This window comes from Micromonospora sp. NPDC005686 (assembly GCF_042871665.1).
In the GTDB taxonomy this organism is placed as follows: domain Bacteria; phylum Actinomycetota; class Actinomycetes; order Mycobacteriales; family Micromonosporaceae; genus Micromonospora.
The window spans coordinates 233,059-247,434 of sequence record NZ_JBIAIY010000009.1 but is presented as its reverse complement, the minus strand read 5'-3'; the positions used below and the strand labels follow the sequence as shown (position 1 = coordinate 247,434).

Annotated in this window: 12 protein-coding genes; 10 read left to right on the top strand and 2 right to left on the bottom strand. The window is 73.1% G+C overall.

The window, feature by feature from the left end; translation table 11 throughout:
* Genes ACFYON_RS21625 through ACFYON_RS21580 form a run of 10 tightly spaced genes read left to right on the top strand, consistent with a single transcriptional unit; the run spans position 1 to position 12,512 of the window.
* Positions 1-2,034, top strand: coding sequence for a dipeptide ABC transporter ATP-binding protein (locus ACFYON_RS21625; RefSeq protein WP_357707059.1), 2,034 nt, complete (start codon positions 1-3; stop codon positions 2,032-2,034).
* Positions 2,031-4,082, top strand: coding sequence for a hydantoinase/oxoprolinase family protein (locus ACFYON_RS21620; RefSeq protein ID WP_354874078.1), 2,052 nt, complete (start codon positions 2,031-2,033; stop codon positions 4,080-4,082). Before ACFYON_RS21625 ends, ACFYON_RS21620 begins: the two co-directional genes overlap by 4 nt.
* Positions 4,079-5,767: a hydantoinase B/oxoprolinase family protein gene (locus ACFYON_RS21615; protein WP_355094993.1), complete on the top strand. Its 1,689-nt coding sequence runs from the start codon at positions 4,079-4,081 to the stop codon at positions 5,765-5,767. Before ACFYON_RS21620 ends, ACFYON_RS21615 begins: the two co-directional genes overlap by 4 nt.
* Complete coding sequence (locus ACFYON_RS21610; protein ID WP_355094991.1) at positions 5,760-7,430, top strand: hydantoinase B/oxoprolinase family protein; 1,671 nt, start codon at positions 5,760-5,762, stop codon at positions 7,428-7,430. Before ACFYON_RS21615 ends, ACFYON_RS21610 begins: the two co-directional genes overlap by 8 nt.
* Complete coding sequence (locus tag ACFYON_RS21605; RefSeq protein WP_354874084.1) at positions 7,427-8,692, top strand: amidohydrolase family protein; 1,266 nt, start codon at positions 7,427-7,429, stop codon at positions 8,690-8,692. Before ACFYON_RS21610 ends, ACFYON_RS21605 begins: the two co-directional genes overlap by 4 nt.
* A complete protein-coding gene (locus ACFYON_RS21600; protein ID WP_354874086.1) occupies positions 8,689-9,102 on the top strand; it encodes a nuclear transport factor 2 family protein in 414 nt (137 codons plus the stop codon). Before ACFYON_RS21605 ends, ACFYON_RS21600 begins: the two co-directional genes overlap by 4 nt.
* On the top strand, positions 9,099-10,103 hold the full coding sequence (locus ACFYON_RS21595; RefSeq protein WP_354874088.1) for a zinc-binding dehydrogenase: 1,005 nt from the start codon (positions 9,099-9,101) through the stop codon (positions 10,101-10,103). Before ACFYON_RS21600 ends, ACFYON_RS21595 begins: the two co-directional genes overlap by 4 nt.
* Positions 10,100-10,420: a TIGR04076 family protein gene (locus ACFYON_RS21590; RefSeq protein WP_354874090.1), complete on the top strand. Its 321-nt coding sequence runs from the start codon at positions 10,100-10,102 to the stop codon at positions 10,418-10,420. Before ACFYON_RS21595 ends, ACFYON_RS21590 begins: the two co-directional genes overlap by 4 nt.
* The gene (locus ACFYON_RS21585) at positions 10,417-11,415 is read left to right on the top strand and encodes an LLM class flavin-dependent oxidoreductase (RefSeq protein WP_354874092.1); all 999 of its coding nucleotides are present in this window, start codon (positions 10,417-10,419) and stop codon (positions 11,413-11,415) included. Before ACFYON_RS21590 ends, ACFYON_RS21585 begins: the two co-directional genes overlap by 4 nt.
* Positions 11,416-11,420: 5 nt before the next feature.
* The gene (locus ACFYON_RS21580) at positions 11,421-12,512 is read left to right on the top strand and encodes an alpha/beta hydrolase (protein WP_355094989.1); all 1,092 of its coding nucleotides are present in this window, start codon (positions 11,421-11,423) and stop codon (positions 12,510-12,512) included.
* Between the two features lie 74 nt (positions 12,513-12,586).
* Here the strand turns inward: ACFYON_RS21580 and ACFYON_RS21575 are convergent, their stop codons facing one another.
* Both ACFYON_RS21575 and ACFYON_RS21570 read right to left on the bottom strand, forming a co-directional pair.
* Positions 12,587-13,222: an XRE family transcriptional regulator gene (locus ACFYON_RS21575; RefSeq protein WP_355094987.1), complete on the bottom strand. Its 636-nt coding sequence runs from the start codon at positions 13,220-13,222 to the stop codon at positions 12,587-12,589.
* A gap of 150 nt (positions 13,223-13,372) precedes the next feature.
* Positions 13,373-14,371 (bottom strand): esterase family protein, encoded by a 999-nt coding sequence (locus tag ACFYON_RS21570; protein WP_354874097.1) that lies wholly within the window; start codon positions 14,369-14,371, stop codon positions 13,373-13,375.
* Between the last annotated feature and the right edge of the window lie 5 nt (positions 14,372-14,376).

Below are 14,376 nucleotides of genomic sequence, written 5' to 3'. Positions count from 1 at the left end.
ATGCTGTCGATCGAGAACCTCTCCGTGACGATCCGCCGGCCCGGCCGGCAGGTGGCCGCGCTCAGCGGCGTGAGCTTCGCCGTCCGGCCGGGCGAGGTCGTCGGCCTGGTCGGCGAGAGCGGCGGCGGCAAGAGCATGGTGGCCCGCGCCGTCGTCGGGCTGCTGCCCGGCGGCTCGCACGCCACCGGGCGGGTGCGCTTCGGCGACTCGGACGTGCTGCGCATGGACGACGCCGCGCTCGCCGCCCACCGCGGCCGGGGGGTCGCCATCTGCTTCCAGAACCCGCGCGGCGCGCTCAGCCCCACCCGTACCATCGGCAAGCAGCTCGTCGACCGGCTCGCCACCCATCAGGACATGTCCGGCGACCGGGCCCGGGAGGCGGCGCGCGAGCTGTTCGAGGCGGTCGGCATCCGCAGCCCGCAGCGGCGGCTCGACGCGTACGCCCACGAGCTGTCCGGCGGCATGGCCCAGCGGGTGATGATCTCGCTGGCCACCGGTTGCGCACCGGAACTGCTGATCGCCGACGAGCCGACCACCGGCCTGGACGTGACGCTGACCAGGGAGATCCTGCGCCAGTTCCGGCACGCCGCCGACACCGACGGCCGGGGCGTACTGCTGATCTCACACGACCTGGCGTCCATCGCGGAGGTCTGCGACCGGGTGGTGGTGCTCTACGCCGGCACCGTGGTGGAGAGCGGACCGGCCGCGCAGGTGCTGCGGGAGCCCGCGCACCCGTACACCCGGGCGCTGCTGCGCTCGGTGCCGGACGTCGGCGGCCGGCCGGTCGTCGCCACCCCCGGCGCCATGCCGCTGCTGACCGAGGCGCCGCGCAACTGCCCGTTCGTCGCCCGCTGCGCGCACGCCGACCGCACCTGCTCGTCGCGCCGCCCGGCCACCACGCCGGTGCCCGGCGGCGGCGAGTGGTCGCTCGCCTGCTTCCACCCGCAGACCCGGCCGCTGGACGCCGACGTGCCGCCGGCTTCGCACACGCCGGTGGCGTCCGGTGCGGGGCCGGCCGGCGCGGACCCGAAGCCGGCCGTGTTGGAGATCGAGGACGCGCACGTCGTCTACCGCAGCCGGTTCGGTTCCGGCGGGCACCACGCGCTGCGCGGCGTCACGCTGCGGCTCGGGCCGGGCGAGACGCTGGGCGTGGTGGGCGAGAGCGGTTGCGGCAAGAGCACGCTCGCCAAGCTCGTGATGGGCCTGGTCGCGCCCACGTCCGGCACCGTCACGGTCGCCGGGCAGGCGCTGGTCAAGCAGCCGGGCCGCCCTCGTCCGCGGGGCCGGGCGCTGCGCCGGGCCCGGACCCGGGCGCAGCTCGTGTTCCAGGACCCGATCGGCTCGCTGAGCCCGCGCCGTCCCGTCGGCGACTCCATCGCCGAGCCGCTGCGCGCCGCGGGCCTGTCCCCGGCCCAGCGGCAGGAGCGCGTCACCGCCGTGCTGGACCGGATGGAGCTGGACCGGTCGATCCTCGAGCGCTACCCGCACGAGCTGTCCGGCGGCCAGGCGCAACGCATCGGCATCGCCCGCGCGCTGGTCGGTGAGCCGGACCTGATCGTCTTCGACGAGCCGACCTCCGCGCTGGACGTCACCGTCCAGGCGCAGATCCTCGACGTGATCGCCGACGTGGCGGCCGACGCGGACCGCGCCTCGGTGTTCATCTCCCACGACCTGGCGACAGTGCGCGGGTTCGCCGACCGGGTCGTGGTGCTCTACCTCGGCCAGGTCGTCGAGGAGGGGCCGGTGGACGTCGTCTTCGACACGCCCCGGCACCCGTACACCCGGGCGCTGCTGGGCAGCGCCCCCCGCCTCGGTGGGACGACCGGGTCCGGCGGCGAGGCCGTCGAGCTGGTCAAGGACCTGGAGGAAGCCGACGCCGCGACCGGGTGCCCACTGGCCGCCCGGTGCCCGTTCGTCACCGACCGGTGCCGATCGGAGCAGCAGGAGCTTCAGTCGTACGGCGAGAGCCGGGCCGCCTGCTGGCGCGTTCCCGAGCTTCCCGCCCTCATCGGAAGGCAGGCTGTCACGCCATGACCCGTCGCCCCATCCGGCTCGCCGTCGACATCGGCGGGACGTTCGTGGACGCCATGGAACTCGACACGCGCACCAACCGGGTCCGCTTCCGCAAGGCGGCGACGACCCCGGCCCGGCCCGCGGACGGTGTCCTCAACGCGATCACCGCGCTCGGCACCGACCTGTCGGAGGTGGAGCTGTTCATCCACGGCACCACCCTCGGCCTCAACGCGGTGCTGGAGCGTCGTGGTGGCCGTACCGGCATCATCACCAACGAGGGCTTCCGGGACATCTTCCTGATCGGCCGCGGCAACGTGCCGTCCGACCACATGTACGACTTCCAGTACCAGCGGCCGGAGAGCCTGGTGCAGCGCCGCTTCACCGCCGGCGTGCGGGGCCGGCTGGACTACCGCGGACGCGTGGTGGAGCCGCTGGACCCGGACAGCGTCCGGGAGGCCGCCCGCACGCTCGTGGCGGACCAGCAGGTCACCTCGATCGCCATCTGCTTCCTGCACTCGTTCCTCGACCCGAGCCACGAGCGGGAGGCCGCGCGCCTGATCCACGAGGAGTTCCCCGACGTCAGCCTGTCGCTGTCGACGGACATCGTGCGCGAGTACCGGGAGTACGAGCGCACCAGCACCACGGTGCTGGAGGCGTACATCCGGCCGATCTTCGAGCGGTACGTGGACGAGCTGGAGGCCGGTCTGGCCGAGCGCGGCTTCTCCGGACGCTTCCTGATCATGCGGTCCGGCGGCGGTTCGATGACCAGCGCGGTCGCCAAGACCGCACCCACGCACACGGTGCTGTCCGGCCCGGCCGGCGGCATCGTCGGCGCCGCCTACGTCGCCTCCGAGCTGGGCCGGGACAACGTGCTCACGTTCGACATCGGCGGCACCTCGCTCGACGCCTGCGTGATCGAGCGCGGCAACCCGGTCGCCGCGTACGAGGCCCAGCTGGAGCACTTCCCGCTGCTCATCCCCACGTACGACATCCGTACCATCGGCGCCGGCGGCGGCTCGATCGCCTGGCTGGACCACGGCCTGCTCAAGGTCGGTCCGCAGAGCGCGGGCGCCGACCCGGGCCCGGTCTGCTATGGCCGGGGCGGCACCAAGCCGACCGTCACCGACGCGGCGGTGGTGCTCGGCTACATGGACCCGGACCGCTTCCTCGCCGGCACCATGGGTCTGCACGACGCCGAGGCGCGCGCCGCGATCAGCGAGCAGCTCGCCGAGCCGCTCGGCCTCACCGTGGAGAACGCGGCGGCGGGCGTGTTCGACGTGCTGCTGGCCCGCACCGTCGGCGCGGTCCGCCAGATCACCGTCGAGCGGGGGCACGACCCCCGGCAGTTCGCGCTGCTCGCGTTCGGCGGGGCCGGCCCGCTGCTGGCGCCGCTGCTGGCCCGGGAGATGGGCATCGGCGAGGTGATCGTGCCGTTCGCGCCGTCCGGGTTCTCCGCCTGGGGCATGCTCTCGGCCGACATCGTCAACGACTTCAGCCGTACCGTGATGGCCACGCTCGACGACGCCGACCTGGCGGAGCTGGAGCAGCTGTTCAAGGCCGTCGAGGCCGAGGCGGTCACGTCGCTGGTGGCGCAGGGCGTGCCGGCCGGCGAGGCGGTCCTGGAGCGGCAGTTCGAGCTGCGTTACCTCGGCCAGGAGCACAGCCTGATGGTCACCGTCGGGCGTGAGCTCGACCGCGACGCCGTCCGCGCCGCGTTCGACGAGACGCACCGCGCCCGGTACGGCCACACCATGGGCAACCCGCTGCAGATCCTCAACCTGCGGGTGCGCGGCATCGGCCGCACCGACCGGCCCGAGCTGGAGACCCTGCCGCGCGGCGACGGCGACCCGTCGCAGGCGCTGCTGGCGCACCGCGACGCCTACGACTTCGGGCAGCACGCGGTGGTGCCGTTCGCGGTCTACGACCGGGCCCGCCTGGAGCCGGGCGACACCTTCGACGGACCGGCGCTGATCGACGAGGGCACCTCCACCACAGTGGTGCCCAGCGGCCAGCGGGTCACCGTCGACGACCACGGATACCTGCTCGTCACCCTGGAGGAAGCGGCATGACCACGCTGGACGGAGCCCAGGTCGAGGTCGTCCGCAGCTATCTGCTGTCGGCGGCGGAGGAGATGCGGGCCACCCTCATCCGTACCTCCTTCAACCCGGTCATCTACGAGGTGCACGACTTCGGCCTGTCGATGTACGACGCCGACCTGCGGCTGGTCGCCGAGGCCACCGGGCTGACGTTCTTCCTCGGCGCGAACGACTTCTCGCTGCGCAAGGGCGTGGAGTACGTGGGCCGGGAGAACCTGCACCGCGGCGACGTGGTGCTGCTCAACTACCCGTACTGGAACGCGGCGCACGCGTACGACGCGACGCTGTTCGCCCCGGTGTTCCGGCCCGACGAGGCCGACCCGGACGCGGACGGCGAGCTGGTCGGCTTCCTCTGCGTCCGCGCGCACTGGATGGACCTGGGCGCCAAGGACCCGGGCTACGTGCTCGACTCGACCGACATGCACCAGGAAGGGCTGATCTTCCCGGGCACCAAGGTCGTCTCCCGGGGCGAGCCGGTACGCGAGATCCACGAGCTGATCCGCTTCAACTCGCGGATGCCGGACGCGGTGCTGGGTGACCTGCACGCCCAGATCGCCGCGCTGCGCACCGGCGAGCGCCGGCTGCTGGAGATCACCGAGAAGTTCGGCCGGACCACTGTCGACCAGGCGATCGACCGCATCATCGCCGACGGCGAGGCCCGCACCCGCGCGGCGCTGGCGACGCTGCCGCAGGGCACCTGGACCGCCGAGGACTGGGTGGACGACGACGGCATCACCGACGACCCGGTGAAGATGCGGGTCACGGTGACCATCACCGACGGGCGCTTCGTCGTCGACTTCGCCGGCTCGGCCCCGGCCACCCGCGGCCCGATCAACATGCCGTTCGGCGCGACCGAGGCGATCTGCAAGGTCGTGCTGAAGTCGCTCACCTCGCGCGACGAGCCGTCGAACGCCGGCACCGTGGCGCCGCTGGAGGTGCGGGCCGAGCCGGGCACCCTGTTCCACGCCGTCTACCCGCAGCCCACGTTCACGCTCTGGACCGGCATCGTCGCCGTGGAGCTGATCCTCAAGGCGCTGGCCCAGGGCATGCCCGACCGGCTGCCCGCCTCCTCCGGCGGCGACGTGCCCGGCTTCATGATGGTCGGCCTGCACCCGGACACCGGCAAGATGTTCGCGGTCAGCAACAACGACCTGGTGGGCTGGGGCGGCACCGCGCGGCACGACGGCATGGACGCCGCCACGCACGTCTCCGGCAGCACCGGCCGGGGCACCCCGATCGAGGTCATGGAGGCCAAGACCGGGATGTTCTTCGAGCGCTGGGAGATCCGCGCGGACTCCGGCGGCGCGGGCCGGTTCCGAGGTGGCTGCGGCCTGCGGCGGGACATCCGCTTTCTGACCCCCGGCGAGTTCCTGACCGTCATCAAGAAGACGAAGAGCGCGCCGTGGGCGCTGGACGGCGGCGAGCAGCCGGAGCCGAACCAGGTGGTGATGTTCCCGGGCACCGACCGCGAGCACCGGGTGAGCACCAAGCGCACCGTGGTGGCGGCGGGCGACCGGGTCACGCTGCTGACCGCCGGTGGCGGCGGGCACGGCGACCCGCGCAACCGCGACCCGGAGGCGGTCCGGCGGGACGTGGCCGAGGGTTACGTCTCCCGGGAGGCGGCCCGGGACGTCTACGGAGTGGACGTCGATGGGTGAGCCGACGGTCGACGGGGCAACCGTCGAGGTCGTCCGCAGCCACCTCGTCTCGGCCGCCGAGGAGATGCGGGCCGCGCTGGTGCGCACCGCGTTCAACCCGGTGATCTACGAGGTGTACGACTTCGGCATCTCCATCTACGACCGGCATCTGCGGCTGGTCGCGGAGTCCACGGGGTTGTCCCGCTTCCTCGGCGCCAACGACTACTCGCTGCGCAAGGGCGTGGAGTACGTCGGCCGGGAGAACCTGCACCGCGGCGACGTGGTGCTGCTCAACTACCCGTACTGGAACGCGGCGCACACGTACGACGCGACGATGTTCGCGCCGGTCGTGCTGCCGGAGAGCGAGGAGCTGATCGGCTTCCTGTGCATCCGGGCGCACTGGATGGACCTGGGGGCCAAGGATCCCGGTTACGTGCTCGACTCCACGGACATGCACCAGGAGGGGATCATCTTCCCCGGCACGAAGGTGTACTCCCGGGGCGAGCCGGTGCCGGAGATCCACGAGCTGATCCGGTTCAACTCGCGGATGCCCGAACTCGTCCTCGGCGACCTCAACGCGCAGATCGCCGCGCTGCGTACCGGTGAGCGGCGGGTGACCGAGCTGTACCGCCACTACGGTCCCGCAGTGGTCGACGCGGTCGTCGACCGGGTGATCGACGCCGCCGCGCAGCGCGCCGGGGAGGCGGTGGCCGCGCTGCCGCAGGGCAGCTGGACCGCCGAAGACTGGCTGGACGACGACGGCGTCACCGACGACCCGATCCGGATGCGGGTCACAGTCACGGTCGCCGACGGGGAGTTCACGGTGGACTTCTCCGGGTCGTCCCCGGCGGTGCCCGGGCCGGTGAACCTGCCGTTGGGCGCCACCATCGCCACCTGCCGGGTCGCGTTCAAGGGGGTCACCACGCCCGGCGAGCAGACGAACGCCGGGCACTTCGCGCCCCTGCGGGTACGCGCCGAGCCCGGCACGCTGTTCCACGCGCAGTATCCGGCCGCCACGTTCACCCAGTGGACCGGCACCGTCGCGCTGGAGCTGATCCTCAAGGCGCTGGCGCAGGGCATGCCGGACGGGCTGGCCGCCTCCTCCGGCGGCGACGTGCCGGGGTTCATGATGGTCGGCCGGCACCCGGACACCGGCGACATGTTCGCGGTCAGCAACAACGACCCGGTCGGCTGGGGCGGCACGCCACGGCACGACGGCATCGGACCGGCGAACCACCTGTGCCAGACCCAGGCCCGCAACACGCCCGTCGAGGTGCTGGAGTCGAAGACCGGCATGTTCTTCGAGCGCCTGGAGATCCGTACGGACTCCGGTGGCGCCGGCCGGTTCCGGGGCGGCTGCGGCCTGCGTCGGGACATCCGGTTCGTGACGCCGGGTGAGTTCCTCACGGTGATCAAGAAGACGAAGAGCGCGCCGTGGGCGCTGGCCGGCGGCGAGCAGCCGGAGCCGAACCAGGTGGTGGTGTTCCCGGGCACGGACCGGGAGCACCGGGTGAGCACACGGCGTACCGCGGTGGCGGTGGGGGATCGGGTGACGTTGCTGACCGCCGGTGGCGGCGGGCACGGCGACCCGAGGAGTCGGGATCCGGAGGCGGTGCGACGGGACGTGGCCGAGGGCTACGTCTCCGCCCGGGCCGCCCGAGACGTTTATGGAGTGATCGCGTGAGTGCCGCCTATTCGCCCGAGCAGCCGAGCACGCTGCTCGGCAACTGCACAGTGCTGGACGCCCGCGTGGTGGACGGCATGACGCCGGTGACCGGCGCCGGGGTGTGGGTCCGGGGGGACCGGATCGTCGCCGTCGGCCCGTACGCCGAGGTGGCCGAGCAGGCGCGGGCCGCCGGCCGGCTGACCGAGGTGGACCTCGACGGCGCGTACCTGACGCCCGGTCTGGTGAACATGCACACCCACTTCTCGCTGTCGCTGCCCGGCTCCGGGGGCGACGGCGTCAAGGGGATGGGCTCGTACGACCTCGCCCACTACATGGCCGACGGCGCGCGGCGCACGCTGCACTCCGGCGTGACCACAGTGCGCTGCGTGGCGGAGAAGGACCACGCGGACTTCGCCCTGCGGCGGGCGATCAACGGCGGGCGCGTCCCGGGTCCGCGCATCTACACCGCCGGCCGGGCGCTGGTGTGCACCGGTGGGCACGGCCACGAGAGCAACGACACGCTCGAGTGCGACGGCCCGGTGGGCTTCCGCCACGGCGTCCGCAGCCAGATCAAGGCCGGCGCGGACCTGATCAAGGTGATGATCTCGGGTGGCATCGCCGGTGAGCACGAGAGCATCCACACGCCCCAGCTGTTCGCCGACGAGATGAGCGCGGTGATCGAGACCGCGCACGCGTGGGGCCGCAAGGTCACCGCCCACGCCGGACCGGCCGAGGTGATCGGCGCGGCGGTCGAGCTGGGACTGGACTGTGTGGAGCACGGCTACCAGCTCACCCCGGAGGTCGCGGCGCGGATGGCCGAGCGCGGCACCGCGCTCGTGCCGACGCTGCTGGTGACCCGCTGCAAGGAGTTCTTCGACGAGCTGGGCGTGCCGGAGTGGATGCAGTGCCGGTCGCTCGGCGCCGGCCCACGGCACCTGGAGAGCTTCGACATGGCGGTCGCCGCCGGGGTGGAGGTGCTGCTCGGCAGCGACATGCCCCCGTTCTGGCAGTTCGAGGGCACCACCGCCTCCATCCGGGAGATGGAGTACATGTCCGAGCGGATCGGCACCGCACGGGCCATCCACGCCGGCACGCTCGGCCCGATCCGGTGGCTCGGCGCGGAGTCCGACCTCGGCACCGTCGAGGCCGGCAAGCTGGCCGACCTGATCGCGACCGACGCCGACCCGCTGGCCGACACCTCGGCGTTCCGGGACGTGCGGTGGGTGATGAAGGGCGGGCAGATCGCCCGCGACGACCGGAACCAGGAGGAGACGCGATGACGTTCGCGGATTCAGGCGCGGCGGCGATCGCCGTCGGCATCGACGACATGTACGACGCGTTCCTCGCCGGGGACCAGCAGCGGTTCGACACGCACCTGCACCCCGACGTGACCACCTGGGAGACGCACCTGCCGGGGCCGTTGCGGACCCGGGCCGAGCTGGACGAGTACCGCGCCCGGCGGGACGCGGCGGGTCAGCGGCCCCGGCTGGCGGTGCTCGCCGCGCGGGACAAGCGCATCGACGTCTGGGACGACTTCGGCGTGGCCCGGTACGAGCTGGTCGCGCAGCTCGGCCCGGACGACGAACCGGAGATCACCCGGGTCACCGACGTGGTGCGCCGGATCGACGGCCGCTGGGTGATCGTGCACCACCACGCCGAGCTGGTCCGGGAACCGGTGGGCGCGGCGTGATCCGGCGGCTGGTCGCCGGGCGGACCGGTGAGCCGGCGGACGTGCTGTCGGTCGCCGAGCTGCCCGACGACCCGCCGCCCGGCCCCGGTGAGGTACGGCTCGCCGTCCGCACTGTGGGGTTGAACTTCCTGGACGTCATGCTCTGCCGGGGCGAGTACCCGGTGCGGCCGGACCCGCCGATGACGCCCGGCGTGGAGACGGCCGGCCGGGTCGTCGCCGCCGGCGCCGGAGCGGAGCACCTGCTGGGTCAGGAGGTGCTCGCCTGCCCTGCGCTGCCGCGCGGAGCGCTCGGCAGCACGGTGACCGTGGACGCCGCGGTAGTGGTGGCGCGGCCGTCCACGATCGATCCGGTGACCGCGGCGGCGCTGCCTGTCACCTATCAGACCGCGTGGTTCGCGCTGGAACGCGCTGGTGTCACCGCCGGGCAGACCGTCTTGGTGCACGCCGGTGCGGGCGGGGTGGGCATCGCCGCGATCCAGCTGGCCGTCGCCCGGGGCGCCCGGGTCCTCGCCACGGCGGGTGGCCCGGCCAAGACCGCGATCTGCCGCGACCACGGCGCCGCCGTGGCGATCGACTACACCGCTGAGGACTTCGTACCCGCGGTGCGGGCGGCCACCGGCGGCCGGGGCGTGGACGTCGTGGTGGACCCGGTGGGCGGCGACGTGTTCGCCCGCTCCTGGGACTGCCTCGCGTTCGAGGGCCGCCTGGTCGCCGTGGGCGCTGCCGGTGGCGCACCACCGCCGGTCGACCCGCTGCGGCTGATGGCTGCCAACGCGACGCTCGTCGGCCTCTCCTGGGGCTCGCAGTATCCGTGGCAGCGGGCCAGCGCCGTCGAGTCCGCCTACCAGGAGCTTTTCGACATGTGCGCCTCCGGCGCGGTCCGGCCGCCGGTCAGCCGCGTCGTCTCGCTGGACGAGGCGCCCGCGGCGCTCACCGAGCTGGCCGAACGCCGGACCACCGGCAAGATCATCGTACGGATCGACGAGGGGGAGGGACCGTGAGCGACGGCGACATGGAGATCTACGACCTGAAGGTCACAGTCGACCGGATCGAGGGCCGGTCGGTGTGCGGCATGGCCGTGGGCGACCACTTCGAACTGACGAACAGCGCGCACCTGCGGCTGCCCGAGGGAAAGCACTTCTGCGTGTACGCGCTCGCCTCGGTGCTGCCCTTCCTCGCCGCCAAGCAGCGTGACCTGGCGCCGGGGGACTGGCTGGCCCAGGACTCCCACTTCATCTGCCCGGACCCGGAGGAGCGGCTCGTCATGAAGGTGGAACGGACCTGCCGCCGCACGATGAACTCGGCGGACCTGACATGACCGTCGAGATCGGACTCGGCCTGCAGAGCGACAAGCCGGCCGGCGCCTACGCCCGGCTGGCGCGCGCCGCCGAGGCGCACGGCTTCGACGTGCTCACCGTCTTCGGCGACCTGATGTACCAGCCGCCGATCTTCCCGCTGCTGGAGATGGCACAGGCGACCGAACGGGTACGCCTCGGCGCGGCCTGCCTGAACCCGTACTCGATGGCGCCGTACGAGATCGCCGGTCAGCTCGCCGCCCTGGACCTGGCCTCGCACGGGCGGGCCTACCTCGGTCTGGCCCGTGGGACCTGGCTGGGCGCTGTCGGCCTGCCGCAGCCGCGGCCGTTGACCACCATCGAGGAGGCCGTCCAGGTCGTCTACCGCCTGCTGCGCGGCGACCGCGGCGGCTTCACCGGCCGGGTCTTCTCGCTCGCCCCCGGCACCGCGCTGCGCTACGACGTGCAGCGGCCCGACCCGCCGCTGCTGCTCGGCGCGTGGGGCCCGCAGGGCGCGGCGCTGGCCGGACGGATCGCCGACGAGATCAAGGTGGGCGGCAGCGCCAACCCGGACATGGTCCCGGTGATCCGCGACCGGCTGCGGGCCGGCGCGGAGAAGGCCGGACGCGACGTCGCCGACGTCGGCATCGTGCTCGGCGCGGTGACAGTCGTCGACACCGACGGCGAGGCGGCCCGCGCCAAGGCCCGTACCGAGGTGGCCATGTACCTGGCCGTGGTGGCGGAGCTGGACCCGACCGTCGAGATGCCCGAGGACCTGGTGAAGCGCGTCGGCGACCTCGTCGACGCGGGCGAGGACGAGGCGGCGGGCCGGCTGATCCCGGACGACGTTCTCGACCGGTTCGCCTTCTCCGGCACCCCGGAGCAGGTCGCCGCGCAGGCCCAGGCGCTCATCGACGCGGGCGTACGCCGGGTCGAGTTCGGCACACCGCACGGCCTCACCGACGAGCGCGGCGTGGACCTGCTCGGCTCGGCGGTTCTGCCGCTGCTGCGCAGGTGAGTCAGGTGCGACTCACCGTCGTGGCCGGCCCCGGGCTGGTGGCCGACCTGGCGCTGCTGGCGTCGCTGACCGCCGTCACCTGCGCCGAACTCGACATCGCCGGTCAGGTCGTCACCGCCGCCTCGGCCGAGGAGCTGCGCTCGCTGCTCGCCGCGACGGACCAGCCGGTGGTGGCGCTGCCCGGCCCCACACCAGCGGCCCGCGCTCTGATCGGCGCCCAGCCGTCCGGCGTGGTCTGGTACGACCTCACCGTCGAGGCGCCGGTGCCCGGCGCGGTGCACCTGGCCGGGCGGGGACTGTGGGGCCTGGCCTGGGCGGTCCGGCACGCCGTGCACCGCCACCGGACGCCCGCCACCCGGATCGCGTACGGCCCGGAGCCCGACCAGTGGGGCGACCTGCGGCTGCCGTCCGTTCCGCACACCGGGCCGGCGCCGGTCGCGGTGCTGCTGCACGGCGGGTTCTGGCGGTCGATCTGGGGCGCGGACCTGATGGACGCCCTCGCCGTCGACCTGGCCCGGCGCGGGTACGCGAGCTGGAACCTGGAATACCGGCGCCCGGACCGGCACGGCTGGGACGCGACCACACAGGACGTGGAGGCGGGCATCGTCGCGGTGCGGGAGCTGGCCCGCGACCGGCCGCTGGACCGGGACCGGATCGTCGTGCTGGGACACTCGGCCGGCGGGCAGCTCGCACTGCGCGCCGCCGCCGACCTCGCCGGGCGTTCGAGCGGCCCGCGCGTCGCGCTCGCCGTGTCGCTGGCGGGGGTGCTCGACCTCGCCGAGGGCGAGCGGCGCTATCTCGGTGACGGCGCGGTCGCCGCGGCGCTGGGCGGCTCACCGGCGACGGCGCCGCGCCGGTATGCCGAGAGCGACCCCATGCGGCGCCTGCCGACCGGGGTGCCGACCCTGCTCGTGCAGGGGACGGAGGACAGCCTCGACCTCGTCGACGCCAACCGGCGCTACGCCGCCGCGGCGGCCGGCGCGGGCGACGACATCCGTTACCTCGAACAGGCGGGGGACCACTTCGCCGTCATCGACGGCGCCTCGGTGATCTGGCAGGACACGATGAGCGCCGTGGACGCACGCCTCGGTCGCTGACGCCACACGACGAATCGCCCTCCGATTTCACGTAGGTGAACACGGAGGGCGATTCTTCGTGCCCGTGCGGGCCGTCAGAACAGCCGTGGCGTGACCACCGAGACCACGGTCGTCACCGTGTCGGTGTCGTTGTAGAGCTGGTGCGGCACCGACGAGCGCAGGTGCACGCTGTCACCCGGGAACAGCCGGTGCTCCACGCCCTCGACCTCGTAGAGCAGCTCGCCGGAGATGACGTAGGCGAACTCCTCGCCCCGGTGGCCGTACGCGTTCTCCCGCCGCCCACCCGGCGCGATGTGCACGAGCATCGGCTCCAGCACCAGGTCCGGGCCCCGGTCGGAGAGCATGCGGTAGGTCTGCTGCCCGGACACGTACTGCGTGGCCGATGTCTCCGCCCTGGTCAGCGTGAAGTGCCGGGGGAGCGAGGAGACGGTGCTGTCCGGCGAGGGGGTGCCGGCGTCGAAGAAGTCGGCCACCGACCGGTCGAGCGCCTTGGCGACGCTGCCCAGCGCGGTCAGGCCGATCGAGGAGATGCCGCGCTCGACCTGGGACAGGAAGCCGATGGACAGCCCGGAGCGGGAGGCCAGGCCGCGCAGCGTCAGGCCGCGCTCCTTGCGGTAGCGCCGGATCCGGCCGCCCACCACGCCCGCCGGGGTGCTCTCGTCCGGTACGCCACCGGAGCCGGCCTGCTCCGACGGCGGCTGACTGTCCATGGGCCGCACGGGGACCTCCTGTCGCGGTGGCGGGGGACCCGCCCGGGATGTTCGATGCTATCGAACATCCCGGCGAATGTGCGAGGGGGATGCGCCGTCAATTCCGATCACCGCCGGTGCGTCTCCGCCACGTCATCCCTGGTGGACGGGTCAGCCGGCGCGGCGCAGCCGGCCGAGCATGCCGGCGAGGTCCTGGACGAACAACTCGTGGCGGAAGTAGTGGCCGCCCGGCACCTCCCGCCACTCGTGCGGGATGCCGGCCCGGCCGAGCAGGCTGCGGAACTCGCGCTGCCCGGCCAGCACCTGACCCTCGTTGGCCTGGTCGAACCAGTTGATCGGGTCGGGTGAGGTGCCGGCGGCCAGGAAGATCCGCTTGTTGCGGTAGCTCTCGATGCGCTCGACCGGGTTGTCCGCGCTGACCCGGGCCTCGTCCCACAGGGGCGCGCCGTAGACGGTGCCGCCGCCGAGGTCGAACGCGGCCGAGGTGACATTGGCCCAGTGCACGACGAGACCGAAGTCCCGGCGCAGGCTCGCCGGCCCGGAGTGGGAGCTGACCGAGCAGAAGTGGCCGTAGTACTTCGCGGTGTACTTGAGCGCCCCGAAGCCGCCCATCGAGAAGCCGGCCACCGCGCGCCCGTCGTACTCCGGGAACGTGCGGAAGTTGGCCTCGATCCACGGCAGCAACTGGGCCATGTGGAACGTCTCCCAGTTGCGCGGCCCGGCGTTGCTGCTGACCGGGTTGGAGTACCAGCCGGTGGAGGCGTCCGGCATGACCACGATGATCTCGCGGCCGGCGGTCAGGTTGATGATGTTGTCCTGGAGGTGGAACGTGCGGAAGTCCTGCCGCCCGCCGTGCAGCAGGTACAGCACCGGGTAGCGCTTGCCGCTGGTGTGGTAGCCGTCGGGCAGCAGCACGTTGACCGCGGGGTCCCACTCGATCGCGTCCGTGGCGAAGCGGAAGTACTGCAACCGGCCGCCGTTCTCGTTGCGGGCGACGATGCGCAGGCCGTACCCGTCGCGGGCGGCGGCGCTCGCCGCGGACGGCGCGGTGAAGGCGCCGGCGAGGGCGCCGGTCGCCGCGACCGCGGCGGCGCCGGTGAGCAGCCGGCGGCGGCTCACGGTGGGGGGAGCGGTCCGGTCGTGCGACATGGGTC

Bases quoted from the DNA above. Each gene is read 5' to 3' on its own strand.
- ACFYON_RS21625 (WP_357707059.1), top strand. From the start codon at position 1: ATGCTGTCGATCGAGAACCTCTCCGTGACGATCCGCCGGCCCGGCCGG.
- ACFYON_RS21620 (WP_354874078.1), top strand. From the start codon at position 2,031: ATGACCCGTCGCCCCATCCGGCTCGCCGTCGACATCGGCGGGACGTTC.
- ACFYON_RS21615 (WP_355094993.1), top strand. From the start codon at position 4,079: ATGACCACGCTGGACGGAGCCCAGGTCGAGGTCGTCCGCAGCTATCTG.
- ACFYON_RS21610 (WP_355094991.1), top strand. From the start codon at position 5,760: ATGGGTGAGCCGACGGTCGACGGGGCAACCGTCGAGGTCGTCCGCAGC.
- ACFYON_RS21600 (WP_354874086.1), top strand. From the start codon at position 8,689: ATGACGTTCGCGGATTCAGGCGCGGCGGCGATCGCCGTCGGCATCGAC.
- ACFYON_RS21585 (WP_354874092.1), top strand. From the start codon at position 10,417: ATGACCGTCGAGATCGGACTCGGCCTGCAGAGCGACAAGCCGGCCGGC.
- ACFYON_RS21575 (WP_355094987.1), bottom strand. From the start codon at position 13,222: ATGGACAGTCAGCCGCCGTCGGAGCAGGCCGGCTCCGGTGGCGTACCG.
- ACFYON_RS21570 (WP_354874097.1), bottom strand. From the start codon at position 14,371: ATGTCGCACGACCGGACCGCTCCCCCCACCGTGAGCCGCCGCCGGCTG.